16 protein-coding genes are annotated in these 18,237 nt (G+C 62.9%); 10 read left to right on the top strand and 6 right to left on the bottom strand.

Features of this window, described 5'->3' with window-relative positions; all coding sequences use genetic code 11:
* Positions 1–26: 26 nt before the first annotated feature.
* Positions 27–194 (bottom strand): DUF2897 family protein, encoded by a 168-nt coding sequence (locus tag J4D52_RS03390; RefSeq protein WP_008006000.1) that lies wholly within the window; start codon positions 192–194, stop codon positions 27–29.
* A gap of 177 nt (positions 195–371) precedes the next feature.
* The gene (gene eat / locus J4D52_RS03385; RefSeq protein ID WP_102676610.1) at positions 372–1,736 is read right to left on the bottom strand and encodes an ethanolamine permease; all 1,365 of its coding nucleotides are present in this window, start codon (positions 1,734–1,736) and stop codon (positions 372–374) included.
* Positions 1,737–2,128: 392 nt separating this feature from the next.
* Between eat and kdpF the strand changes: the two genes are divergently transcribed.
* The 6 genes from kdpF to J4D52_RS03355 all read left to right on the top strand — a co-directional run bounded on the left by kdpF (position 2,129) and on the right by J4D52_RS03355 (position 10,225).
* Entirely contained in the window at positions 2,129–2,218 is a 90-nt protein-coding gene (kdpF, locus tag J4D52_RS03380; protein WP_007899818.1) for a K(+)-transporting ATPase subunit F, read from the top strand.
* Between the two features lie 8 nt (positions 2,219–2,226).
* The gene (gene kdpA, locus J4D52_RS03375) at positions 2,227–3,936 is read left to right on the top strand and encodes a potassium-transporting ATPase subunit KdpA (protein ID WP_102676611.1); all 1,710 of its coding nucleotides are present in this window, start codon (positions 2,227–2,229) and stop codon (positions 3,934–3,936) included.
* Between the two features lie 10 nt (positions 3,937–3,946).
* Entirely contained in the window at positions 3,947–6,046 is a 2,100-nt protein-coding gene (gene kdpB / locus J4D52_RS03370) for a potassium-transporting ATPase subunit KdpB (protein ID WP_025805516.1), read from the top strand.
* 114 nt (positions 6,047–6,160) lie between these two features.
* Positions 6,161–6,712, top strand: coding sequence for a potassium-transporting ATPase subunit KdpC (gene kdpC, locus J4D52_RS03365; protein ID WP_023966324.1), 552 nt, complete (start codon positions 6,161–6,163; stop codon positions 6,710–6,712).
* Between the two features lie 52 nt (positions 6,713–6,764).
* Positions 6,765–9,416, top strand: coding sequence for a sensor histidine kinase KdpD (locus J4D52_RS03360; protein WP_063432578.1), 2,652 nt, complete (start codon positions 6,765–6,767; stop codon positions 9,414–9,416).
* A gap of 113 nt (positions 9,417–9,529) precedes the next feature.
* The gene (locus tag J4D52_RS03355; protein WP_016704350.1) at positions 9,530–10,225 is read left to right on the top strand and encodes a response regulator; all 696 of its coding nucleotides are present in this window, start codon (positions 9,530–9,532) and stop codon (positions 10,223–10,225) included.
* 19 nt (positions 10,226–10,244) lie between these two features.
* On the opposite strand, the gene J4D52_RS03350 is transcribed toward J4D52_RS03355, so the two are convergent.
* Positions 10,245–11,285: a patatin-like phospholipase family protein gene (locus J4D52_RS03350; RefSeq protein WP_007931359.1), complete on the bottom strand. Its 1,041-nt coding sequence runs from the start codon at positions 11,283–11,285 to the stop codon at positions 10,245–10,247.
* Between the two features lie 240 nt (positions 11,286–11,525).
* Here J4D52_RS03350 and J4D52_RS03345 point away from each other — a divergent pair, with 240 nt between their 5' ends.
* The 3 genes from J4D52_RS03345 to J4D52_RS03335 all read left to right on the top strand — a co-directional run bounded on the left by J4D52_RS03345 (position 11,526) and on the right by J4D52_RS03335 (position 13,621).
* Positions 11,526–11,804 carry a hypothetical protein gene (locus tag J4D52_RS03345; RefSeq protein WP_009050148.1) on the top strand — a complete coding sequence of 93 codons (279 nt, stop codon included), beginning with the start codon at positions 11,526–11,528 and terminating at the stop codon, positions 11,802–11,804.
* A 144-nt stretch (positions 11,805–11,948) separates the two neighbouring features.
* The gene (locus J4D52_RS03340; RefSeq protein ID WP_102676613.1) at positions 11,949–12,716 is read left to right on the top strand and encodes a CHAD domain-containing protein; all 768 of its coding nucleotides are present in this window, start codon (positions 11,949–11,951) and stop codon (positions 12,714–12,716) included.
* A 107-nt stretch (positions 12,717–12,823) separates the two neighbouring features.
* Complete coding sequence (locus tag J4D52_RS03335; protein ID WP_102676614.1) at positions 12,824–13,621, top strand: acyl-CoA thioesterase II; 798 nt, start codon at positions 12,824–12,826, stop codon at positions 13,619–13,621.
* Positions 13,622–13,628: 7 nt separating this feature from the next.
* Here J4D52_RS03335 and J4D52_RS03330 read toward each other — a convergent pair whose 3' ends face one another.
* The 3 genes from J4D52_RS03330 to J4D52_RS03320 all read right to left on the bottom strand — a co-directional run bounded on the left by J4D52_RS03330 (position 13,629) and on the right by J4D52_RS03320 (position 16,514).
* The gene (locus tag J4D52_RS03330; protein WP_009050145.1) at positions 13,629–13,991 is read right to left on the bottom strand and encodes an Mpo1-like protein; all 363 of its coding nucleotides are present in this window, start codon (positions 13,989–13,991) and stop codon (positions 13,629–13,631) included.
* A gap of 149 nt (positions 13,992–14,140) precedes the next feature.
* Positions 14,141–15,622, bottom strand: a complete 1,482-nt coding sequence (locus tag J4D52_RS03325; protein ID WP_063432576.1) for a methyl-accepting chemotaxis protein — start codon at positions 15,620–15,622, stop codon at positions 14,141–14,143.
* A gap of 85 nt (positions 15,623–15,707) precedes the next feature.
* Positions 15,708–16,514, bottom strand: a complete 807-nt coding sequence (locus tag J4D52_RS03320; protein ID WP_102676615.1) for a TatD family hydrolase — start codon at positions 16,512–16,514, stop codon at positions 15,708–15,710.
* A gap of 236 nt (positions 16,515–16,750) precedes the next feature.
* On the opposite strand from J4D52_RS03320, the gene J4D52_RS03315 reads away from it, so the two are divergent.
* Positions 16,751–18,172: a transglycosylase SLT domain-containing protein gene (locus J4D52_RS03315; RefSeq protein ID WP_102676616.1), complete on the top strand. Its 1,422-nt coding sequence runs from the start codon at positions 16,751–16,753 to the stop codon at positions 18,170–18,172.
* Positions 18,173–18,237: the final 65 nt, after the last annotated feature.

Genomic DNA, 18,237 nt, shown 5'->3' with positions numbered 1-18,237 from the left:
CGGGGCTGTTCGATCGGGTTATCCAGTCAGCGGTCCTGCGCGTCCTTGGCGTCCGCTTCCGCGTTGCGTTCAGCAACGCGCTTGCGTTGCTCCTCGGTCAGTTCCACCTTGTTGGCGGTGTCGCGCAACATCATCAAACCGCCAACGATCGAGCCGATTGCAACGATCAGAATCAACCAGGCATACCAGGGCATAGGGCTCTCCTTGAGGGCATACGGCGGGTGAGGAGTCTCACCCGTCAAGCTGCCATACCACTTCGAGTTACAGCGTTTCGCAGTGGTTCCATTGTAGGCCTGATCTGCCCCGGTAACCTCTCTTGCATCAATCTTCCGTGCGGCTACGCAATCCAATTACAGAGGCATGCTACCCACTCAGAGCCCGGTCAGCATCGCATCCGCCGGGGCATTGGCGCGCAGTTGCGCGGTCAGTTGGAAGTAGACGAAACCGGCCGCCATGAAACCGAGGAAGATCAGGCCGATCAGGCTGTTGAACCAGGCCATGGCCACCAGGCAGACCACGGCCAGCGCCAGGGCGATGGCGGGGACCAGCGGGTAGCCCGGGGCGCGGAAGGTGCGTTCCAGGTGCGGCTCGACTTTGCGCAGTTTGAACAGGCTGAGCATGCTCATGATGTACATCACGATGGCGCCGAATACGGCCATGGTGATCATCGCCGCGGTCAGGGTCATGCCGCCCAGGTTGATCAGGCCATCGCTGTAGATGGCGGTGATGCCGATCAGGCCGCCGGCGATGATGGCGCGGTGCGGCGTCTGGAAGCGCGACAGCTTGGCCAGGGACGCCGGCAGGTAGCCGGCGCGGGCGAGGGCGAAGAACTGCCGCGAGTAGCCGAGAATGATGCCGTGGAAGCTCGCCACCAGGCCGAACAGGCCGATCCACACCAGCATGTGCAGCCAGCCGGAGTTGTCCCCGACCACGGCTTTCATGGCCTGGGGCAGCGGGTCGTTGATGTTCGACAGGGTGCGCCAGTCGCCCACGCCGCCGGCGAAGAACATCACGCCCATGGCCAGCAGGACCAGGGTCAGAATGCCGCTGATGTAGGCCTTGGGGATGGTGCGTTTCGGGTCCTTGGCTTCCTCGGCGGCCATGGCCGCGCCTTCGATGGCGAGGAAGAACCAGATGGCGAACGGAATCGCCGCGAACATCCCGGCAATCGCCGGTGCGCCGAAGGTGTCCGAACCGGCCCAGCCGTTGAGGGCGAAGTTGCTGAAGCTGAAGGCCGGTGCGACCACGCCCATGAATACCAGCAGTTCCGCCACCGCCAGCACGCAGACCACCAACTCGAAGGTGGCAGCGAGTTTGACCCCGAGAATGTTCAGCCCCATGAACAGGATATAGGCGCCAACGGCTGCATGTTTCGGGTCCAGGGCCGGGAACTGCACATTCAGGTAGGCGCCGATCGCCAGGGCGATGGCCGGTGGCGCGAAGACGAATTCGATCAGGGTCGCCAGCCCGGCTATCAGCCCGCCTTTTTCACCGAAGGCCCGGCGGCTGTAGGCAAAGGGCCCGCCGGCATGGGGAATGGCGGTGGTCAGCTCGGTGAAGCTGAAGATGAAACAGCTGTACATGGCCGCGACCATCAGCGAGGTCAACAAAAAGCCCAGGGTGCCGGCGACACCCCAGCCGTAACTCCAGCCGAAGTATTCCCCGGAGATCACCAGCCCGACCGCGATTCCCCATAAATGCAGCGTGCCCAGCGTTGGTTTGAGTTGTGTGTTCATGCGTGGCTCCCGGAATGAAATGCTCGGGCTGCTCATTGCAGCGCTCATGCCAGAGCGAAAACGGGCGTCGTAAAGCGCCAAAAGCTGTCGTATCGAGGATGTTGCCAGTTGTTTCAGGGCTGAAGGCGTCTGGATTGGTGCACAGCCGTGCAACAGAGGAGGGCGGCGGCAGGCATGTTTCTCCTGCATCGTGTCTCCCGTTGCAGCAGCAGAGCGGCTCGCGATGGCTGCCTGCCCCCTCCCGGGCCGCGCCGATTGCCGCTGTAAATCCCGCGTAAAGCCATTCTTTACGCTTTCTTTATGCACCGCCCACACCCTCGATCTCGTTCCTTTACAGCCTCCCTGCGGACAATGCCCCACACGCGGCGATTGCCGTACGACGGAGAGATTCCATGAGCGTTCTGGACGGGGTGTCCCTGCTGCTGGCAGTGGGGCTGTTCATTTATCTGCTGGTTGCGCTGTTGCGCGCGGATCGGAACTAGGAGCGGCTATGCACAGTTATGACTATTGGCTGATCCTCGGCTTCTTTGCCCTGGTGGTGCTGCCCGCGCCTTTCCTGGGGCGGTTCTACTACAAGGTGATGGAGGGCCAGCGCACCTGGCTGACGCCGCTGTTGGGGCCGGTGGAGCGCGCCTGTTACCGGCTCTCGGGCGTCGATGCGCAAAGCGAACAGAGCTGGCAGAAATACACCCTGGCCTTGCTTGCGTTCAACCTGGCCGGCTTCCTGTTGCTGTTCACGATTCTGCTGTTCCAGGACCATCTGCCGCTCAACCCGCAGAACCTGCCGGGACAGGAGTGGACGCTGGCGTTCAACACCGCGGTCAGCTTCATGACCAACACCAACTGGCAGTCCTACAGCGGTGAAGCCTCCCTGAGCTATCTGAGCCAGATGATCGGCCTGACCGTGCAGAACTTTGTCAGCGCCGCCACCGGCCTGGCCGTGCTGGTTGCCCTGTGCCGCGGCATCGGCCGTCGTTCGGCGCGGACCCTGGGCAACTTCTGGGTCGACATGACCCGTGCCACCCTCTACGGCCTGCTGCCGCTGTGCCTGCTGTTGGCATTGTTCCTGGTCTGGCAGGGCGTACCACAAACCTTCGCCCAGTATGTTCACGCCGTGACTCTGCAAGGCGTCGATCAGGTGATTCCACTGGGCCCGGCCGCCAGCCAGATCGCCATCAAGCAACTGGGTACCAATGGCGGGGGCTTCTTCGGCGTCAACTCGGCGCATCCGTTCGAGAACCCGACAGCCTGGAGCAACCTGTTCGAGGTGGCCTCGATCATCCTGATCCCGGTGGCCCTGGTGTTCACCTTCGGCCACTACGTCAAGGACCTGCGCCAGAGCCGGGCGATCATCGCCTGCATGCTGGCGCTGTTCCTGATCGGCGGCGCGACTTCGCTGTGGGCCGAGTACCAGCCCAACCCGACCCTGAACAATGTCGCGGTCGAACAGACCGCGCCGCTGGAGGGTAAGGAAGCGCGCTTCGGTACCACCGCAACGGTGCTCTGGTCGGTGACCACCACCGCGGCCTCCAACGGTTCGGTCAACGGCATGCATGACAGCCTCAGCCCGCTGAGCGGCATGGTTGCGCTGATCAACATGATGGTCGGCGAAGTGATCTTCGGCGGTGTCGGCGCGGGCCTCTACGGCATGTTGCTGAACGTGCTGATCGCGGTGTTCCTCGCCGGCCTGATGATTGGGCGCACCCCGGAATACCTGGGCAAGAAGCTGCAGGCCAAGGAAGTGCAGTTGTTGGTGGTGACGCTGATGGTGATGCCGGTCGGCGTGCTGGTACTGAGCGCCATCGCCGCGAGCCTGCCGGGGCCGGTGGCAGCGGTGAGCAACCCTGGCGCCCATGGTTTCAGCCAGTTGCTGTACGCCTACACCTCGGCCAGCGCCAACAACGGTTCGGCCTTTGCCGGCCTGGGCGCCAATACATCGTTCCACAACCTGATGCTGGGCCTGGGCATGTTGATCGGCCGCTTCGGCTACATCTTGCCGGTGCTGGCCCTGGCCGGCAGCCTGGCGCTGAAAAAGACCGCGCCGATCGGCCAGAACAGCTTCCCGACCCATGGCCCGCTGTTCGTCACGCTGCTGACCATGACCATTTTGCTGGTGGGCGGGCTGACCTTTTTGCCGACCCTGGCACTGGGCCCGATTGCCGAACATTTGAGCTTGGCTGCCTTTGGAATGAAGGGCTGAGGACTTAATGATGAATATGCCTGTTCCTGCCTCCAAGAAGGCTGTAACTGAAATGCCCGGCGCTAAAGCCGTGGCCTCGAAACACACTGCTGCCGAACAACAGAAAACCTCGATCGCAGCCCTGTGGCGTCCGGCGCTGGTACAGGCCTTCGTCAAGCTCGACCCGCGTCAGCTGCAACGTTCGCCGGTGATGCTGGTGGTCGAACTGACCGCGATCCTGACCACGGTACTGTGCCTGGTGCCCAATACCGCGGTGCCAACCTTCGTCGCCGCGCAGATCGCCCTGTGGCTATGGTTCACCGTGCTGTTCGCCAACTTCGCCGAGGCCCTCGCCGAAGGTCGTGGCAAGGCCCGCGCCGACAGCCTCAAGGCCGGCAGCGAAGGCCTGAGTGCACGCCTGAAGAAGGCCAATGGCAGCTTCCAGGTGATCCCTGCCGCCAATCTGCGTAAAGGCGATGTGGTACGTGTCGAAGCCGGGGAAATGATCCCCGGTGACGGTGAAGTCATCGAAGGTATTGCCGCGGTCAACGAAGCGGCGATCACTGGCGAGTCGGCACCGGTCATTCGCGAGTCCGGCGGTGATCGCTCGGCCGTGACCGGCAATACCCGCCTGGTGTCCGACTGGTTGCTGGTGCGTATTACCAGCAACCCGGGCGAGTCGACCCTCGATCGCATGATCGCCCTGGTGGAAGGCGCCAAGCGCCAGAAGACCCCGAACGAAGTGGCCCTGGATATCCTGCTGATCGGCCTGACCCTGATCTTCCTGATCGTGGTCGTGACCCTGCAGCCGTTCGCCCATTTTGCCAATGGCAGCCTGCCGCTGGTGTTCTTGGTGGCGTTGCTGGTGACCCTGATTCCGACCACCATCGGTGGCTTGCTGTCGGCCATCGGGATCGCCGGGATGGACCGTCTGGTGCGGCTGAACGTGATCGCCAAATCCGGTCGTGCGGTGGAAGCGGCGGGTGACGTGCATGTCCTGCTGCTGGACAAGACCGGCACCATCACCTTCGGTAACCGTCGCTGCGCGGCCATCCACTCGGCGCCTGGGGTCAACCACCAGGAAATGGCCGAGGCCACCTTGCTGGCCTCGCTGGCGGACGACACGGCGGAAGGCAAATCCATCGTCGAGTACCTGCGTGGGCTTTATCCACAGCCCGAGCCGGGCGCCGAAATGCTGACTGCCGTGCCCTTCAGTGCTGAAACCCGGCTGTCCGGTGTCGACTATCAGGGGCGGGTCTATCGCAAGGGCGCGGTGGATTCGGTACTGGCCTTCGTCGGTCTGCAACGTGGCGACCTAGCCCCGGCGCTGTCCCGGGAGATCGACAAGATCGCCCAGAGTGGCGGCACGCCGTTGCTGGTGTGCGCCGAGGGCAAGCTGCTGGGCGCCATTCATCTCAAGGACGTGGTCAAGCCCGGTATCCGCGAGCGTTTCGCCGAGCTGCGCAAGCTGGGGATCCGCACCGTGATGGTGACCGGCGACAACCCGCTGACCGCCGCCGCCATTGCCGCGGAGGCCGGGGTGGATGACGTGCTGGCCGAAGCCACGCCGGAGAAAAAGCTGGCGCGCATTCGCCACGAGCAGAACGACGGCCGCCTGGTCGCCATGTGCGGCGACGGCGCCAATGACGCCCCGGCGCTGGCCCAGGCTGACGTCGGCATGGCTATGAACGATGGCACCCAGGCGGCGCGCGAAGCGGCGAACATGGTCGACCTCGACAGCGATCCGACCAAGCTGCTGGACGTGGTGCAGATCGGCAAGGAACTGCTGGTGACCCGTGGCGCCCTGACCACCTTTTCCATTGCCAACGACATAGCCAAGTACTTCGCGATCCTGCCGGCGCTGTTCGCGGCGATTTATCCACAGCTCGGCGTGCTCAACGTCATGCAACTGAGCAGCCCACAGAGCGCGATCCTTTCGGCGATCGTGTTCAACGCCCTGATCATCGTCGTGCTGATTCCGTTGGCCCTGCGCGGGGTACGGGTGCAGGCGGCCAGCGCGGCCCATCTGCTGCGCCGTAACCTGCTGATCTATGGCCTGGGCGGGATCCTGGTGCCGTTCCTGGGCATCAAGCTGATCGACATGCTGCTGACCGCTTTGCACTTGGTGTAACCCCATCCCTGGAGGGGCGAGCCTGCTGGCGAGGCGGTGTCACTGAAGCATCGCCGGCAGGCCGGCTCCTACAGCGTTTGGGGTGAGCTTGTTAACCGAATCGAGGATTTGATGATGTCCACTGTATTGCGTCCGGCCCTGAGCCTGATTGTGTTGATGACCCTGATCACTGGCGTGGCCTATCCGCTGGTGGTCACCGGCGTGGCCCAGGTGGCGTTTCCGAAACAGGCCAATGGCAGCCTGGTGCTCGATGGCGTGGGCCAGGTCCGTGGTTCTGCCCTGATCGCCCAGGATTTCAGCGGCGACAGCTGGTTCCACCCGCGTCCATCGGCCGGGGCCTTTGCCACGGTGTCCAGCAGTGCGAGCAACCTGGCGCCGAGCAACCCGGCCCTGGCCACTCGCGTGATCGACGACGCCAACAAGCTGGCAGTGCCAGGGCAAGGGCCGGTACCGCTGGCGTTGCTGACGACTTCGGGCAGCGGCCTGGATCCGCACTTGCCACCGGCGGCGATTAACTATCAACTGGCGCGCGTAGCCGCGGCACGCAACCTGCCGGTCGCCACGCTGCAGCAACTGGTGGATGCTCATGTCGAGCAGCCTCTGGTCGGCCCGCCGGTGGTGAATGTGCTGGCCTTGAACATGGCGCTGGAAAAGCTCGCCCTGTAGCCAACTGCTACAAGTCTGTATGTCGATGATTTGAGTCCAGAGAGAAAAATGCATGAGTGATTCCGGCCGCGCCGATGCCCTGTTAGCCGATCTGTCCCACGACGGCCGTGGCCGGCTCAAGGTCTTTCTCGGCGCCGCGCCAGGCGTCGGCAAGACCTACGCCATGCTGCAGGCGGCGCACACGCAATTGCGCCAGGGGGTGAAGGTCCTGGCCGGGGTGGTGGAAACCCATGGCCGGGCGGAAACCGAAGCCCTGCTCGGCGGCTTGCCGCAACAGCCGCTGGTGCGTTCCGAGTACCGCGGGGTGATGCTCGAAGAGATGGACCTCGACGCTCTGCTCAAGGCCAAACCCAAGTTGGTACTGGTGGACGAACTGGCCCACACCAACGCCCCAGGCAGCCGGCACGCCAAGCGCTGGCAGGATGTTCAGGAGCTGCTGGCGGCCGGTATCGACGTCTTCACCACGGTCAACGTGCAGCATCTGGAAAGTCTCAACGATCAGATTCGCGGCATTACCGGCGTACAGGTCCGCGAGACCCTGCCCGACTGGGTGCTTCAGGAAGCCTACGAATTGCTGCTGGTGGACCTGCCACCGCGAGAGCTGCTGGAACGCTTGCGCGAAGGCAAGGTGTATGTGCCAGAGCAGGCCCGGGCGGCGATCGATGCATTCTTCACCCAGACCAACCTCACGGCGCTGCGCGAGCTGGCGATGCAGGCCGCGGCGGCGCAGGTCGACGACGATCTGGCCCAGGGTTATCGCAAGCTCGGGCAGGCCGCGCCGGCGGTGCGCGGGCGCTTGCTAGTGGGGGTCGACGGCGACGCCCAGGCCGAGCGCCTGGTGCGCCATGCCAGCCATGTCGCCAGGCGGCGCCATCTGCCCTGGAGCCTGGTGCATGTGGATAACGGCCGCGCTCCCGACGAGCAATCCCGCCAGCGCCTGCAAAGCGCCCAGCAACTGGCCGAGCGTCTGGGTGGCGAGGTGGTCCTGCTGCGGGCCGGCGAGGTGGCGAAAACCCTGATCCAGCATGCCGCGGAGCGGCGCGCCAGCCTGGTGCTGGTGGGGCAGTCACGCAAACGCCTGCGCCGCCGTTTGTTCGGCGGCGGTCTGGCGGCGCGCCTGCTGCGCAACGCCCAGGGTCTGGAAATCAACGTGCTCGACAGCGAGGATGAACCCGGCCAGCCGCGCCTGCGGGTGGAACGTTCGCTGGTCTGGTTCGACTACGCCCTGGCTGTGCTGGCGACGCTCCTGGCGTCGGGGCTGTCGTGGGCGGTGGCGAGTGTGCTGGCGCTGCCGAATATCTCCCTGGTGTTCCTCGCCGCGGTGCTGCTGGTGGCGGTGCGCAGCAGTCTCGGGCCGGCGCTGGTGTGCGCGGCCTTGTCGTTCCTGACATACGATTTCCTGTTTATTCCGCCGACGTTTTCCTTCGCCATCCAGCGTGAGGAAGACGTGCTGACGCTACTGTTTTTCCTGCTGATGGCGGCCCTGACCGGCAACCTGGCGGCGCGCCAGCGTCGGCAGTTGCAGGCATTGCGCGACACCCAGGAAGAAACCAGCGAGCTGCTGGACCTGTCGCGCAAACTCACCGCCGCTACCGACCGGCAGGCGGTGGTCAGTGCCGCGGCGCAGCATCTCAATGGCTGGAAGGAGCTGCAGCTGTGCCTGCTCAATCGCGACGGGCAGGGCGGCTGGAAGGTCGAGACGGGTGGGCCTTTGCAGTTTTCCGAGTCCGAGCGCGCTGCCGCCGACTGGGCTTGGCAACACGACCAACCGGCCGGGATGGGCACCGGAACCCTGCCTTTCGGACGTTGGTGGTGGTGGCCGTTATCCGTTGATGAGGGCCCGCTGGGGTTGCTTGGGGTCTGTCCGAAAGAAGGTGAGGAACTCAACGCCCAGCGTCGTCGCCTGTTGAGCGCCTTGAGCCAGCCCCTGGCCCAGGCCTTGGCCCGGGCACAGTTGGCTGAGGATCTGGAAGCCGCGCGCCTGCACGGCGAGACCGAGCAATTGCGCAGCGCGCTGCTGGCCTCGGTATCCCATGACCTGCGCACGCCGTTGACTTCGATGCGCGGCAGCATCGACAGCCTGCTGGCGCTGGGGGAGGCGATCCCGCTGGAAGACCGTCGCGAACTGCTCGAAGGTACGCGCGATGAGGCCGAGCGTCTGGATCGCTACATTCAGAATCTGCTGGACATGACTCGTCTCGGGCATGGGTCATTGAAGCTGGCGCGGGACTGGGTGGCGCCGGCCGATATCGTTGGCAGTGCGCTGAATCGCCTGCGGGTGGTGCTGGCGCCGCTGCGGGTCAGCACCGAACTGCCGGCCGAGCTGCCGTTGCTTTTCGTGCATGCGGCGCTGATCGAACAGGCGCTGATCAATGTCCTGGAAAACGCCGCGCGCTTTTCACCGGCTAACGGCCGCTTGCAACTGAGTGTCGGGACCCGCGATACCGAGCTGTTGTTTGCCGTGAGCGATGAAGGGCCGGGGATTCCGGTGGAGGATCGACCGCGGATTTTCGACATGTTCTACACCGCCGCACGGGGCGATCGTGGCGGGCAGGGGACCGGCCTGGGGCTGGCGATCTGTCAGGGCATGGTCGGTGCCCATGGTGGGCGTATCACGGTGGGCGAGGGGATTGAGGGGCGTGGTACTTGCATCACCTTGTGCTTGCCGTTGCAGGCGCAACCCGAGCTTGAAGGAGAGGCCTGAGTGCCGGTAAAAAGCGTCAACCCAATGAGGCCAGGAGGGCCGCCCATGTTCTTTACAATCTACAGCGACGCCTGCGCTACTCTTGCGCCACTTATTTGCCTTGAACCAAAACCATGAGCCAGACCGCGACCATCCTGGTCATCGATGACGAACCGCAGATCCGTAAGTTCCTGCGCATCAGCCTGGCGTCCCAGGGCTACAAAGTGCTTGAAGCCGGCACCGGCAACGAAGGCCTGGCCCAGGCGGCGCTGAACAAGCCGGACCTGCTGGTTCTCGACCTTGGCCTGCCGGACATGGACGGCCAGCAGGTGCTGCGCGAGTTCCGAGAGTGGTCGGGCGTACCTGTGCTGGTGTTGTCGGTGCGGGCCAGCGAAGGGCAGAAGGTCGAAGCGCTGGACGGTGGCGCCAACGACTATGTGACCAAGCCCTTTGGCATCCAGGAATTCCTGGCGCGTATTCGTGCCTTGTTGCGCCAGGCGCCTGTCGGCGAAGCGCAGGAAGCAGCCTTGAATTTCGGCCCGCTGACGGTGGACCTGGCGTATCGCCGGGTATTGCTCGACGGTGCCGAAGTGGCGCTGACGCGCAAGGAATACGCCGTGCTGGCGCAACTGGCGCGGCACCCGGGCCGGGTGATCACCCAGCAGCAACTGCTCAAGGATATCTGGGGGCCGACGCACACCGAGGACAGTCACTACCTGCGTATCGTGGTTGGCCATCTGCGGCAGAAGCTGGCGGACGATCCGACCCGGCCACGCTTTATCGTGACCGAGGCCGGCGTGGGGTACCGGTTACTGGGGGCGGAGGAGTGAGCGGGCTCGCGGCCCTCTTTCAATTCAGTTCGTTCTCGTAACGGTCCAGGGTATCGCTGGCAATCTCCCGTCCCAGTGCGATCAGCTCCGGAGCCTTGTAGAACTCGAAGAAACGGCACACCCGCTTGGGCACGTTGATCAGTATGTCCGGCGGGTAGCCGGCGATCTTGTACTGGGCCAGCGAGGTCTGCATCACTTCGAAGCTCTGGTTGATCAGGTCCAGCAGGGAAGCGGGGCCGACGTTATCGATAATGAACGAGCCGGTGGCCGATTTTGGGGCGCCGTCGGTTTCCGGAGCCGCGGCCGGTTGCTGGGCCTCGGGCTCGGCGGATTCGATCCAGGGGTTGCCGATGTCGGCCGCCTCGCTGCGCAGGGCTTCCTGTTCGAGCAGCAGCAGTTGTTCGGCTTGCTTGCGGCGAAAGGGCAGGTGCGAGCCCAGGGAATTGATCAGGCTGTCGAAGCGGCTCTTGAAGGCGGCGGGGCGCTGGATCACCGGCAACTGGTAACGACGCTGGTTGGTCGAGTTGAGGTTGACGGCGATGATCAGGTCGCAGTGGCTGGAGACCACCGGCACAATCGGCAGCGGGTTGAGCAGGCCACCGTCCACCAGCATGCGATTGCCTTGCATGACCGGGGTGAACAGACTGGGGATCGCCGCCGAAGCCCGCATGGCCTGGTGCAGGCAGCCTTCCTGGAACCAGATTTCCTGCTGGTTGGTCAGGTCGGTGGCCACGGCGGTGTAAGGGATGCGCAGGTCTTCGATGTTGATTTCGCCGACGATCTTGCGGATCTGGCCGAACACTTTCTCTCCGCGTATCGCCCCCAGGCGAAAGCTGACGTCCACCAGCCGCAGCACATCCAGATAGTCCAGGCTTTCGATCCAGCTGCGGTAGTCGTCCAGTTTGCCGGCGGCGTAGATGCCACCGACCACCGCCCCCATGGAACAACCTGCGACACAGGCAATGTCATAACCACGTCTTTCGATTTCTTCAATCACCCCGATGTGGGCGTAACCCCGGGCACCACCAGAGCCCAGGACCAGTGCGACACGCTTCTTCATGACCCGATCCTTCGCCAGACAGGTTTCCACAATGCACCCATCGAGGGTTTCGGTTCAATCACTGACTGCCGCTTTGGGCTTTGGGCAAAGGGATTTTTCCAATGCCATGACCCATGGGGTTATGCTCGCGCGGCTATATTTTCCCTTGGCGGGCCAAGGCACTTTTTGCGGCGGCGATCGTCTTACCCTTCACTATTGTTTTGTTTGTTCCCGACTGTTTTCCCTATTGAGGTGTCATTGATGAAAGCCTGGATCTGTCTGCCGTTGATTGCATTGGTACTCGGTGGTTGTGCTGGCAAGACCGCCTATCGCGACAGCTGCGGCACGCAACTGGATGCGGCCTGGCATGAACTGGACCTGGCCAAGGCCGAAGGCTTTGCGGGCACCGTCAGTTATTCCAAAGCCCTGTCGCTGCTGACCGGGGCCAAGACCCAGCAGCAATTCGAAGCCTTCGAGGGCTGCACCAGAAAAGCCGAGAAGGCCCGTTTCTATATTCGTGAGTCGCGCGCCGGCCGCTGATCGCAAGGTCGCCGTTTGCCGCTAGACTGAAGAGCGCTCTTCAGTTTCCGTCTCGCAGGCGCCTTGGTCGCGCCTGCCAGTCATGTCAGGGCCCGGCCGCAGTCTTTGTGCTGCGCGCCGGGTCATTCGTTTCGGGAGTCAATGATGTCTGCCTTGGTTGATCAGTTGGTGGCTCAGGTGTTGGGGCTAGAGGTGCGCTTGCTGGCGTGCCAGGCACGTTTGCAGGCGGTGACCGACACCGAGGCGCTGCATGATCTGCGTACCACGGTGCGCCGCTTGCGCAGCCTGTTGCGAGCGCTGCGCGGCTTGCCCGGTGTCGAGCAACTGGAAGCAGCCGCTTCGGCGGTCGGGCAACTGACGACGCCGTTGCGCGACCGTGAGGTCCTGGCGGCGTACCTGCATCAACATGACTATCATCAGGCTGCGGAACGCCGTACCACTGGCCTGGCGGACGAGTATCGGACGGTGGCAGCAGGCTCCGAACTCAAGCAACTGTTGCTGGTGCTGGATGCCTTTCCGCGTTTCCTGCGGGCGGCGCAGCGTCAGGAACTGTTGTGCGGCTTGCGCAAACGCATCGAAAAGCGCCTGGCCAAGCAATGGAAGGCCCTGGACCAGGCCCTGCATGATCCGGCTCATGACCGGCACCGTTTACGCCTGCTGATCAAGCGGGTGCGCTACGCCGCCGAGGCTTATCCCGAACTTGCCGCGCTGTCGCCCAAGGCGGTCTCTCACTTGAAGGCCGCGCAGGGGGCGCTGGGTGACTGGCATGATTGCTGGCAATGGCTGGCCCAGGCCGAACGGCAGGCGGACCTGTTGCCTTGTGTTCCGGTCTGGCACGCCACCATGCACAAGGCCGAAGCCCGTGCCGATCAGGTACTCGACAAGCTGAGCGCTGCCTGCTTCCGTAGCTGAAAGGTATCTGGGCGGCTTATCTGTCAGTCTTTTTGGCGGGAATAAGTGCTTTACGGCTGCACCCTGCTGGTTAAGATCCTCGAATCTTTCTATGACCCGAGGTGCTCATGCGCTTTTCCGATTTGCTCGATGCCGTCCGCCAACATCCGTTGGAGCTGTCGATTCCAACCGAGTGGGCGCAGGGGCGGGCCAGTTTCGGCGGATTGGTAGCGGCTTTGCAGTATGAAGCCATGCGCGCAAAAGTCCCTGCCGAGCGCCCTGTGCGTTCACTGGCGATCACCTTTGTCGGTCCGGTCACCCCCGATGTACCGGTCAGTTTTGAAGTCGAGGTGCTGCGCGAGGGCAAGGCCGTCAGCCAGGTGCTGGGGCGTGCGCTGCAGAACGGTCAGGTGGTGACCCTGGTGCAGGGCAGTTTTGGTGCCTCTCGGCCTTCCGAAGTGACGGTCGTCTCCGAGGAAGCGCCCGCCATGAAACATTGGGACGAATGCCCGGAGCTGCCTTACGTCAAGGGCGTGACGCCGGAGTTCATGCGCCATCTGGCAATGCGCTGGAGCATCGGTGGCATGCCGTTTACCGGCAACAAGTCGCGGGACATGGGCGGCTGGGTGCGCCTGCGTGGTGACGTGAAGGTGGAACCCATGACCGAGGCGCATATCCTCGCGCTGGTGGACGCCTGGCCGCCGGCCTTGTTGCCGCATCTGACCAGCCCGGTACCCGGCAGCACCCTGACCTGGACCATTGAGTTCGTGCAGCCGCTGCTGGCGCTGAGCACCCTGGACTGGTGCAAGTACCGGGTGAGTATCGAGCATGCCCGTGATGGTTATGGCCACGCGTCCGCGGCACTCTGGAGCGCGGAAGATCAGTTGATCGCGCTTAGCCGGCAGACGGTAACCATCTTCGGCTGAACCCCTCTCAATGCCGGTGGCGTTCGCGCCAGGCACGCCACCAGGCGCCGCTGAGAACGAAGCGTGGAAAGGTCACGAATTGTTCCACCAGCAGGCGCTGGACTGCATCTTTACGGTCACTGAACGGCTCGGCGGCTTGCGCCTCCAGGCTGTGGCCGTGACGCTGCAGGCCCAAGGCCGCAATCAGGCCGACCACGCCGATGGCGACGTTGGTGAAGCTCAAGCCGAATACCCCTGAAACCAGCAACAGAAAGCCGACGATGAACAGCGGCACCGCAATCAAGTGCAACACCAGGTTGGTCGGGTTGCGGTGGTTGTGCGGGTAGGAGCGCCATTGCCAGGCGGGGAGGTTGGGGTGACGTTTACCCATGACGGTGATCCTTGATTCGTAGAAATCTATGTATCAAGGATAGGTCCCGCGCGGGTCTTCGGCGAATCAAGGCTGGCTATGGGGGCGATAGGTTGGCAAGGGTTTCGCTCCGGCAGGTAGGCCGATTCTGCAGGAGCGAAACTCGCGGTTTACAGCTTCAACTGACCGATGGCCTTGCTCAATTCTCCAGCCAGGGTCGCCAGTTCGTTGCTGGTGGTCGCCGAGTCGACGGTCTGTTGCACGGTGTTTTCGGTGACGTCGCGAATACTCACCACGGCGCGATTCATTTCTTCCGCCACCTGGCTTTGCTGTTCGGCCGCCACCGCAATCTGGGTGTTGCTTTCACGCATCTGCGCCACGGCCGCGGTGATTTCCGCCAGCGCTGCGCCGGCTTCCTGTGCCTGTTGCACGCAATCGTCCGCCTTGAACGAGCTTTCCTGCATGAAGTCCACCGCGTCACGGGTACCGGCCTGCAGGGCGGAGACCATTCGGGTGATTTCGTCAGTGGAAGTCTGTACCCGTTTGGCGAGGTTGCGTACTTCATCGGCGACCACCGCGAACCCCCGGCCCATTTCGCCGGCGCGTGCGGCTTCGATCGCAGCATTGAGCGCCAGCAGGTTGGTCTGTTCGGCAATGCTGTGGATCACGTTGACCACGCCATTGATCTTCTGGCTGTCCTCGGCCAGGCGCTGGATCATCTCGGCAGTCTGTTGCACACCGGTGGAGAGCCCGGAGATGGATTTCTGTACGCGGCCCACCACTTCCTGGCCGCTGCCAGCGAGGGCATCGGCGGTTTGGGAGCGATCCCGGGTGGCGCCGGCGTGCTGGGCGATGTGATAGACGGTGGCGGACATTTCGTTGATTGCTGTCGCGGCCTGATCGGTTTCGCTTTGCTGGCCCAGCATGCCGTGACGCACGTCGTTCATGCTCGACGCCAGGCGCGCGGCGCCGATATCCAGTTGTCGGGCGGTGTTGGCGACGGTGTTGACCACCCGCTGGTAACCGGCCTGCATCGCGTTGAAGGCGCTGGCCATCTGGCCTACCTCGTCAGTGCATGACAGGGGCACGCGAGCCGACAGATCGCCGGTCTTCTCCACATGCAGCATCACATCCTTGAGGGTGTTCAGCTGGCTGAGCAGGAAACGGATCAATAGTTGCGAAGCACCGAGCATCGCCAGCATCAGAATGAACACGGCCACCGCGTATTGGTTGAAGCGCTCGCTGAACACCTGGCGCAGGCTCGGCCCATAGGCAAGCACCGCAACTCGTTGGCCGTCGGTCCGGGATAGCACCTGCGCACCGATCAGCGGGTTTTCGCCGAACAGTGGCATCTCGTCGAACGCCACCCATCCGTTGGCGTTGCTCAATTCTGGCAAGGGGCGTTGATCGAGGCTGGGGATCTGGCCGGCAGCGAAGCTCAGCAGATTCTCAGCATTGGGCAGCATTTGCCCGGAGGGCCAGGCGCCGAGCAGGTTCGTTTGGACTCTGGCGTTGCTTTGTGAGGCCTGGCTACGCGCTTGTTGCTCCAGCTGGACGGCGTACAGGACCAATAGAAGGGTGGTCACGAAGGCGACTGCATTGACCGCCCAGAACTTGTATTTCAGTGAGATATTGCTGAGCCAGGCACCCATGGAAGGTCTTCTCTGATTAAGCGGAACAGTATTGGCAAGGTGCCATTATTGTGCCGCTATGCAGAGGGTTAAATCTTGATATGCGTCAAGCAATCCCGGGCAAGTCGAAAAAGGCACGGGCGCTGGCGGTACTGTGGGCCGCCAGCTCTTCCTGGCTTTCGCCGCGATGCAGGGCTACTTCGCGCAACACTTCGGTCAGGTAGGCCGGCTCGTTGCGACCGTTCTTCGGCTTGGGGCGCAGGCTGCGGGGCAACAGATAGGGGGCGTCGCTTTCCAGCATCAGGCGACCGCGGGGAATCTCTCGCACCAGAGGGTGCAAGTGAGTGCCGCGGCGTTCGTCGCAGATCCACCCGGTGATGCCAATGTGCAAGTCGAGGTCCAGGTAGTTGAACAGCGCGCGCTGTTCGCCGGTAAAGCAATGCACCACGGCGGCCGGCAAGCGATCACGAAAGTCGCGGACGATTTCCAGCAGGCGCTGGCTGGCGTCGCGTTCGTGGAGGAAGACCGGTAGTTGCAGTTCAACGGCCAGGGCCAGATGTTCCTCCAGCACTTTTTCCTGTTGCGGGCGGGGGGAGAAGTCCCGGTTGAAGTCCAGGCCGCATTCCCCCACGGCCTTGACGCTGCTTTCCTTGAGCAGGCTGCGCAGACGCTGTGCGCTGTCGGCATTCCAGTCGCTGGCGCAATGCGGATGAATACCGGCGGTAGAGAACAGTTGGTGGCCACTTTCGTCCAGTTGTCGAGACAGTTCGAGCGCCTGTTCGCTGTCTTCGACGCTGGTACCGGTGAGCACCAGTTGGCAGACGCCGGCGGCATAGGCACGGTCCAGTACTGTGCGATGTTTTTCGGCGAAACTCGGGTTGGTCAGGTTGACGCCGATATCGATGAGTTGCATGGTGCTATCTCCGCCTGCGGCCGGAAAGCATATCAGAGCTGTAGATTTATAAGAAAAGCCAAGAACTACAACGAGTTGAAGCTGTCTCTTGATGCCGGAAGAAGGCAGCGGTTGGTTTGCCAACCGTGGTTGTGCCAGTCTTTTGCATCTTGCAGCGCGCTAGGCGCTCTGTTTTTGTTGCCCGTTTTTTTCGCCAGTGCTCGAAAAATCGGACAGTATTCTTTCCTGGAGAGCGGATGACGCGACCCTCGGTTTTGCTAGCGTTGTGCTTGTCGTTGCTGCTGCCCCTGCCGGCGGTCGCGCGCTTGGCTGGCCCTCCGGAAGCAGCCGCTGCGGGCAAGGTTCGCGATCTGGCGGAAATCCGCAGCAGCCGGGTCCTGCGGGTGCTGGTCAACCAGAGCCGCAATAGCTCCGGTGAAGTCCAGGGGCAGGCCATCGGCGTCGAATACCACCGTTTGCGCGCCTTTGAGCAATACCTTAATGGTCACGCTCGCGACGGTCAGGAAATCAGCCTCAAGATCATTCCCAAAGCCAAGGATCAACTGCTCGGTGCGCTGCAGCGCGGTGAGGGCGATCTGGTCGCTCCGGGAGAATTGCTGGAGCCGCTGCCGGGGCAAGCGGTAAGCCCCAGTGATCCAGTCGCCAGCAACGTGCCGTTGCTGCTGGTGGGCATCAAGGGCGAGCGGCGTTACACCCGAGCTGAACAACTCTCCGGCAAGACCCTGGCGTTGACCACGGGCAGCGCGGCCGGGGATGCGGTGAGCCAGATCAATCAGAAGCTGGCGTTGCACAAGCTGGCGCCGGTCAAGATCGAATGGGTCGATCCGAGCCTGGCGGTCGAAGATGTCCTGGAAATGGTCCAGGGCGGGATCTTTCACCTGACCATCGTCGAAAAGCCCATTGCCGAGCGCTGGGGCAAGGTCCTGCCGAAGCTGCGCTTCGATCGGCAACTGGTCATCAGCGAGCCCGGCGAGGAGCACTGGTTCGTACGGCGTGACGCCTCGATGTTGCGGGCGAGCATCGATCGTTTTCTGAAGGTCTACAAGGCGCCGGCGGATCAGGACGTGGCCTTCTTGCGCATCTATCGGCGCCTGTATCAGGTGCATAACCCTTTGACCCGGGCCGATCGTCAGCGCCTGGAAAAGCTGCGCCCGGTATTACAGAAGCATGCCGATGCGCAGAGCATGGACTGGTTGAACCTGGCGGCCCTGGCCTTCAAGGAATCGTCGTTGCAACCCAATGCCAGGAGCGGCAGCGGCCCGACCGGCCTGATGCAGATCACTCCGTCAGCGGCCCAGCGGGTAGGGGTCAGTAACATTCAGACGCTGGATAACAATGTGCTGGCCGGAGCCAAGTACCTGGCGTTGATCCGGCGCAAGTTCTTTTCCAGCCCCAAGCTCAACGAGCGCGAGCGTATGGCATTCGTCCTGGCGGCCTACAACATGGGGCCGGAGCGTGTGCAGGGGATGCGCACCGAAGCCCGGCGGCGGGGGTTGAACCCCAATCAGTGGTTTTTCCAGGTCGAGCGCATTGCCATGGAACAGGTCGGAATGGGCGCCGTCAGCTATGTTAATAGCGTCAACAAATACTATTTGGCGTTTGACCGGGAACGCGAATCGTTGGAGCCGCAAGCGCGTAAGGTCGTCTCACGGAAATAATCGAAAAAATTGATTGTTATCTTGCTGTTTTTGCACTTTTAACATGAATTTTTGTGATTAATATA

Source organism: Pseudomonas sp. GW460-12-10-14-TSB1, from assembly GCF_017349775.1.
GTDB lineage: Bacteria > Pseudomonadota > Gammaproteobacteria > Pseudomonadales > Pseudomonadaceae > Aquipseudomonas > Aquipseudomonas piscium.
This window is presented reverse-complemented; position numbering and strand designations above follow the sequence as displayed.

What these genes read in the sequence shown, in the direction of transcription:
- J4D52_RS03340 (WP_102676613.1), top strand. Translation starts at nt 11,949, where the DNA reads ATGTCTGCCTTGGTTGATCAGTTGGTGGCTCAGGTGTTGGGGCTAGAG.
- J4D52_RS03345 (WP_009050148.1), top strand. Translation starts at nt 11,526, where the DNA reads ATGAAAGCCTGGATCTGTCTGCCGTTGATTGCATTGGTACTCGGTGGT.
- J4D52_RS03350 (WP_007931359.1), bottom strand. Translation starts at nt 11,285, where the DNA reads ATGAAGAAGCGTGTCGCACTGGTCCTGGGCTCTGGTGGTGCCCGGGGT.
- kdpA (WP_102676611.1), top strand. Translation starts at nt 2,227, where the DNA reads ATGCACAGTTATGACTATTGGCTGATCCTCGGCTTCTTTGCCCTGGTG.
- J4D52_RS03390 (WP_008006000.1), bottom strand. Translation starts at nt 194, where the DNA reads ATGCCCTGGTATGCCTGGTTGATTCTGATCGTTGCAATCGGCTCGATC.
- J4D52_RS03315 (WP_102676616.1), top strand. Translation starts at nt 16,751, where the DNA reads ATGACGCGACCCTCGGTTTTGCTAGCGTTGTGCTTGTCGTTGCTGCTG.
- eat (WP_102676610.1), bottom strand. Translation starts at nt 1,736, where the DNA reads ATGAACACACAACTCAAACCAACGCTGGGCACGCTGCATTTATGGGGA.
- J4D52_RS03330 (WP_009050145.1), bottom strand. Translation starts at nt 13,991, where the DNA reads ATGGGTAAACGTCACCCCAACCTCCCCGCCTGGCAATGGCGCTCCTAC.
- kdpB (WP_025805516.1), top strand. Translation starts at nt 3,947, where the DNA reads ATGAATATGCCTGTTCCTGCCTCCAAGAAGGCTGTAACTGAAATGCCC.
- kdpC (WP_023966324.1), top strand. Translation starts at nt 6,161, where the DNA reads ATGTCCACTGTATTGCGTCCGGCCCTGAGCCTGATTGTGTTGATGACC.
- kdpF (WP_007899818.1), top strand. Translation starts at nt 2,129, where the DNA reads ATGAGCGTTCTGGACGGGGTGTCCCTGCTGCTGGCAGTGGGGCTGTTC.
- J4D52_RS03335 (WP_102676614.1), top strand. Translation starts at nt 12,824, where the DNA reads ATGCGCTTTTCCGATTTGCTCGATGCCGTCCGCCAACATCCGTTGGAG.
- J4D52_RS03360 (WP_063432578.1), top strand. Translation starts at nt 6,765, where the DNA reads ATGAGTGATTCCGGCCGCGCCGATGCCCTGTTAGCCGATCTGTCCCAC.
- J4D52_RS03355 (WP_016704350.1), top strand. Translation starts at nt 9,530, where the DNA reads ATGAGCCAGACCGCGACCATCCTGGTCATCGATGACGAACCGCAGATC.
- J4D52_RS03320 (WP_102676615.1), bottom strand. Translation starts at nt 16,514, where the DNA reads ATGCAACTCATCGATATCGGCGTCAACCTGACCAACCCGAGTTTCGCC.
- J4D52_RS03325 (WP_063432576.1), bottom strand. Translation starts at nt 15,622, where the DNA reads ATGGGTGCCTGGCTCAGCAATATCTCACTGAAATACAAGTTCTGGGCG.